The sequence below is a fragment of the uncultured Nevskia sp. genome, assembly GCF_903885465.1.
GTDB lineage: Bacteria > Pseudomonadota > Gammaproteobacteria > Nevskiales > Nevskiaceae > Nevskia.
The window spans coordinates 1-4,591 of the sequence record NZ_CAISIQ010000198.1 but is presented as its reverse complement, the minus strand read 5'-3'; the positions used below and the strand labels follow the sequence as shown (position 1 = coordinate 4,591).

Below are 4,591 nucleotides of genomic sequence, written 5' to 3'. Positions count from 1 at the left end.
TGACCGGGCTTCGCGCCCGGTTTTTTTATGCCCGCCGTGGCGCCGTCGATGTCGAAAGCGGGTAGGTGGGGACTTGCCGCGTCACCTGGTGTTTCATCGCAGCGCCACAGTCGGCAATCGCGTCTCGGCGTGATGCTGCTGTGTCATCGATGATCCAGCAGTTGCTTCGTCCCGACGTCGGTACAGGCAACCGTTGGCTTGTACCCCGCTGGTGACACTGACGATAAGGCGCTATGAGAGCCGTGTTCCGGCAACTGGGAATGGTTCTCGGGAATCCATTTCACGGTCTGACGATCATGAATAAATAGTCAATCAGATCAGTTAGCTGGAGGGATTTTCACGACCGCTTCTGAAGGCCGGCAAGGGCAGGCGAAATTGCTGCACTGCGGTTTTCAAGCTGGCACTGATCGTGCTTCGGGGCGCGCCGATGGCACCGGTAGGGATGTCACATCTGTATACAACTATAGCTTTGAGGAGAAATAACAATGGTCCGTAATTCAACAGGAACCAGTGCTGTTCGGGTCGGCTGTCGCGTCCTGATCGGCATGGTGCTGGCCGCCAGTGCCACAGTGGCGGTCGCCGCATCGGTCACCGACGCCATGATCGCCAACGATCAGAACACGCCGAACGACGTGCTCACCGTCGGCATGGGCTACAGCGGTCAGCGCTTCAGCAGTTCGACCAAGATCAATAGCGACAACATCGATGATCTGGTGCCGGCCTGGTCGTTCTCGATGGGCGGCGAGAAACAGCGCGGCCAGGAAACCCAGGCTCTGGTCATCGACGGCAGGATCTTCATCACCGGTTCCTACTCGCGCATCTGGGCGCTGGACCAGAAGACCGGCCAGAAGATCTGGGTGTACGAACACCGCCTGCCGGAAGGCATCGTGCCTTGCTGCGACGTCGTCAATCGCGGCGCTGCGCTGTACGACAATCTGGTGATCTTCGGTACGTTGGACGCGAAGCTGGTGGCGCTCAATGCCGATACCGGCAAGGTTGTCTGGACCGAAACCATCGACGATTTCAAGGGCGGCTACTCGTACACTGCGGCGCCGCTGATCGTGAAGGGCAAGCTGATCACCGGCGTATCCGGTGGCGAGTTCGGCGTTGTCGGCCGTATCGAAGCGCGTGATGCGAAGACCGGCAAGATGGTCTGGTCGCGTCCGACCGTCGAAGGCCACATGGGCTACCTGAACGGCAAGGAAAACGGCATCTCGGGCAAGCTCAACGCCACTTGGCCGGGCGATCTCTGGAAGACCGGCGGCGCTGCCACCTGGCTCGGCTGCACCTATGGCGCGGATACCAACCAGATCTACTGCGGCACCGGCAATCCGGCACCGTGGAACTCCTACAGCCGCCCGGGCGACAACCTCTATTCGACCTCCACGCTGGCGATCAACGCCGATACCGGCAAGATCGAATGGAGCTACCAGAGCACGCCGAATGACAGCTGGGATTTCGACGGCGTCAACGAGTTCATCAGCTTCGACATGAAGAAGGATGGCAAGACCGTGAAGGCCGGCGCCAAGGCCGATCGCAACGGCTTCTTCTATGTGCTGAACCGCGAGAACGGCAAGCTGCTCAGCGCCAGCCCGTTCGTCACCAAGCAGACCTGGGCCTCGGGCGTCGACCTGAAGACCGGTCGTCCGATCGAGTCGAACAACCGTCCGGGCGATCCAGGCAAGGGTGAGAAGGGCAGTGCGGTGTTTGCCGCGCCGGCTTTCCTCGGTGCCAAGAACTGGATGCCGATGGCGTACTCGGGCCAGACCGGCCTGTTCTACGTGCCGGCCAACGAGTGGGGCATGGACATCTGGAACGAGCCGATCACCTACAAGAAGGGTGCGGCCTATCTGGGTGCCGGCTTCACCATCAAGCCGCTGTACGAGGATTACATCGGTGCGCTGCGCGCGATGGATCCGGCCACCGGCAAGATCGTCTGGGAATACAAGAACCCGGCGCCGCTCTGGGGTGGTGTGATGACCACCGCGGGCAACCTGGTGTTCACCGGCACGCCGGAAGGTTTCCTGAAGGCATTCGACGCCAAGACGGGCAAGGAACTATGGAAGTTCCAGACCGGTTCGGGCGTGGTCGGTCAGCCGACGACCTGGGAAATGGACGGCGAGCAGTACATCGGCGTCGCGTCGGGCTGGGGCGGTGCGGTTCCGCTCTGGGGCGGCGAAGTGGCGAAGAAGGTCAAGGACATCAGCCAGGGTGGCTCGTTCTGGGTCTTCAAGCTGCACAAGTCGGGCAAGGCGGCCGTTGCTCAAGTAACGCCGTAAGGATGCAAGCGGTCTAGAACACAAGCGGAACGAAGAAGGAGCCCGGTTCGCGGGGCTCCTTCTCTGATTCTCGCGGTCTCACTCTCATCCCCATCTCAAATCCACTTCGAATCGAATTCGCTCAGCCGATTTCCTTTCCACCTGCCAGTCCCTGGAATCCATGATGAATCGCACTCGCTTCAATCTCGCTGTCGCTGCTTCGATCGCCGGCTTCGTCGGCGCCGTCTCCTTGTCCTTCGTTTCCAGCGAAGCTCGCGCTCACGGTGATGTCACGCCGCAGGCGGTCGATGTTTCCAAGCTGCCGCCGCTCAAGGAATCGACCAACAAGAACCCCTACGCCGGCAATGCCGAAGCGATCAAGATCGGCACCTCGGCCTATGGTCAGAACTGCGCTCGCTGCCATGGCCTCGGTGCCGTATCCGGTGGTATCGCGCCCGATCTGCGCATGCTGCCGACCGACGCTGCCACCGACGAATACTTCAAGGGCAAGGTCATGAGCGGTGCGATCCGCAATGGCGTCACCTACATGCCGTCGTTCAAGGACGTGTTCAAGGAAGAAGCGATCTGGGCGATCCGCAGCTACATCGTCAGCGTGCACAGCGACGAATGAGGATCCGCCGTGTCACCCGGCTGATCGCAGCGCTGGCCATCCTGGCGTCGTCCCTGATCGGTGCGGTACGCGCCGATGATGACGCGCCGGACCGTCTCGATATCGTCAGGCAGAAGGGCTCGCTGGAGTTCATCGTCTACCGCGATTACCCGCCGTATTCGTACGAGAAGAAGGGTGCCTTCACCGGTGTCGATGTCGACATGGGCAAGGCCTTGGCGGCGGCGGTGGGCGTCAATGCCACGTTTCGCACCTTCATTCCCGGCGACGATCTCGATGACGACCTGCGCAACAACCTGTGGCGCGGCACCATCGTCGGCGGCAGCGTCGGTGATGTGATGCTGCACGTCGGTGCCGATCCGCAGTACGTCGCGCGCCAGAGTCAGGTATCGATCTTCGGCATCTATTACCGTGAAGCCGTGGCGCTGTCGTTCGACACGAAAAAATTCAAGTCGTACTCGACGATCGGCGACCTCAAGGGCAAGCGGGTCGGTGTCGAAATCGGTTCGATCTCGGATCAGTATCTGACCAACTTCGAGTCCGGGGTCTTGAACGCCTCGGTGACCCGCTACACGACACTGGATGCCTGCGTGCAGGCCTACACCGAAGGCAAGCTCGATGCCGTGGTGGCGCCCAAAGGCGAACTGCAGGGTCTGATGTTCGCCCACGGTGCCAAGGCGAATCTGGCAACGCCGCAGCCGATCCAGTTCCAGGGCATTTTCCGCAGCGCCTGGGAACTCGGCATCGCGGTCAAGAAGGACAGCCCGAAACTGAGCGCGGCGCTCGCCGACGCCATGTCGAAGCTGATCGAGAGCGGCGAACTGAAAGCGATCTATGCGCGTTACGGCATCGATTACGTGACGCCAGGGCTGCGCTAGACGAGCGGACTGACAGATGACGGCCATGCGCAGCCTCCGGATTGCTGTCTTCGTGCTTGGCCACGTGGGCGTGGTGTCAGCCGCGCTCGCGCTGGAGCCACCGCCTGATCCGCTGAAGTCGCCAGCCTGGGGCACGATCTACGGCCGCTATTTCAAGGATCAGAAAGTGGTGTTCGATGATCGGGTCAAGGTCATCGCGCCGGCCAATGCCGAGAACCCGCTCGATGTGCCGGTGCAGGTCAGCGCCGAGGGTCTGGATGGCGTCGAGGAAATCGTCGTCGTCGCTGATCTGAATCCGATTCAGAAGATCATCAGCTACGAGCCGTTGCAGGCTACGCCCGATCTCGCATTCCGCTTCAAGGTCGAACAGTCGACGCCGATCCGCGCCGCGGCGCGTACCAAGGATGGCGTCTGGCACATCGGCGGCGTCTGGCTCAGCGCTGCTGGTGGCGGCTGCACCACGCCGAGCTATGGCAGCGGTGATCCGGTCTGGCAGACGCGGCTCAACGAAGTCAGCGGCCGGTTGTGGCCGAACGCCGAGACCAGGACCCAGCGCCTGCGCCTGCGGCTGATTCACCCGATGGACACCGGCCTCGCCAATGGCATCCCGGCGTTCTATATCGATCGAATCCTGTTGAGCGACGCGAAAGGCGAGGCACTGGCGCGCGTGCACAGCTATGAGCCGATTTCGGAGAATCCGGTATTCAGCTTCGATCTGAAAGGCAGCGGCCCGGTGCGCGTCTCCGGCGGCGACATCCAGGGCAACAAGTTCTCGGCCGAGATCAAGCCTTGAAGGGCCGCTGCTTGCCCGCCGCGCTGCTTGCGGT

4 protein-coding genes are annotated in these 4,591 nt (G+C 61.7%); all 4 read left to right on the top strand.

Going from position 1 to position 4,591, the window contains the following annotated elements:
- Nucleotides 1-545: 545 nt before the first annotated feature.
- The 4 genes from QZY06_RS07585 (at nt 546) to QZY06_RS07570 (ending at nt 4,557) form a co-directional block, all read left to right on the top strand.
- Complete coding sequence (locus QZY06_RS07585; protein ID WP_367275585.1) at nt 546-2,279, top strand: methanol/ethanol family PQQ-dependent dehydrogenase; 1,734 nt, start codon at nt 546-548, stop codon at nt 2,277-2,279.
- 163 nt (nt 2,280-2,442) lie between these two features.
- Nucleotides 2,443-2,889, top strand: coding sequence for a cytochrome c-550 PedF (gene pedF / locus QZY06_RS07580; protein ID WP_295682393.1), 447 nt, complete (start codon nt 2,443-2,445; stop codon nt 2,887-2,889).
- On the top strand, nt 2,886-3,764 hold the full coding sequence (locus QZY06_RS07575) for an ABC transporter substrate-binding protein (RefSeq protein WP_295682390.1): 879 nt from the start codon (nt 2,886-2,888) through the stop codon (nt 3,762-3,764). Before pedF ends, QZY06_RS07575 begins: the two co-directional genes overlap by 4 nt.
- Nucleotides 3,765-3,780: 16 nt before the next feature.
- Entirely contained in the window at nt 3,781-4,557 is a 777-nt protein-coding gene (locus QZY06_RS07570) for a quinoprotein dehydrogenase-associated SoxYZ-like carrier (protein ID WP_295682385.1), read from the top strand.
- Nucleotides 4,558-4,591 lie beyond the last annotated feature (34 nt).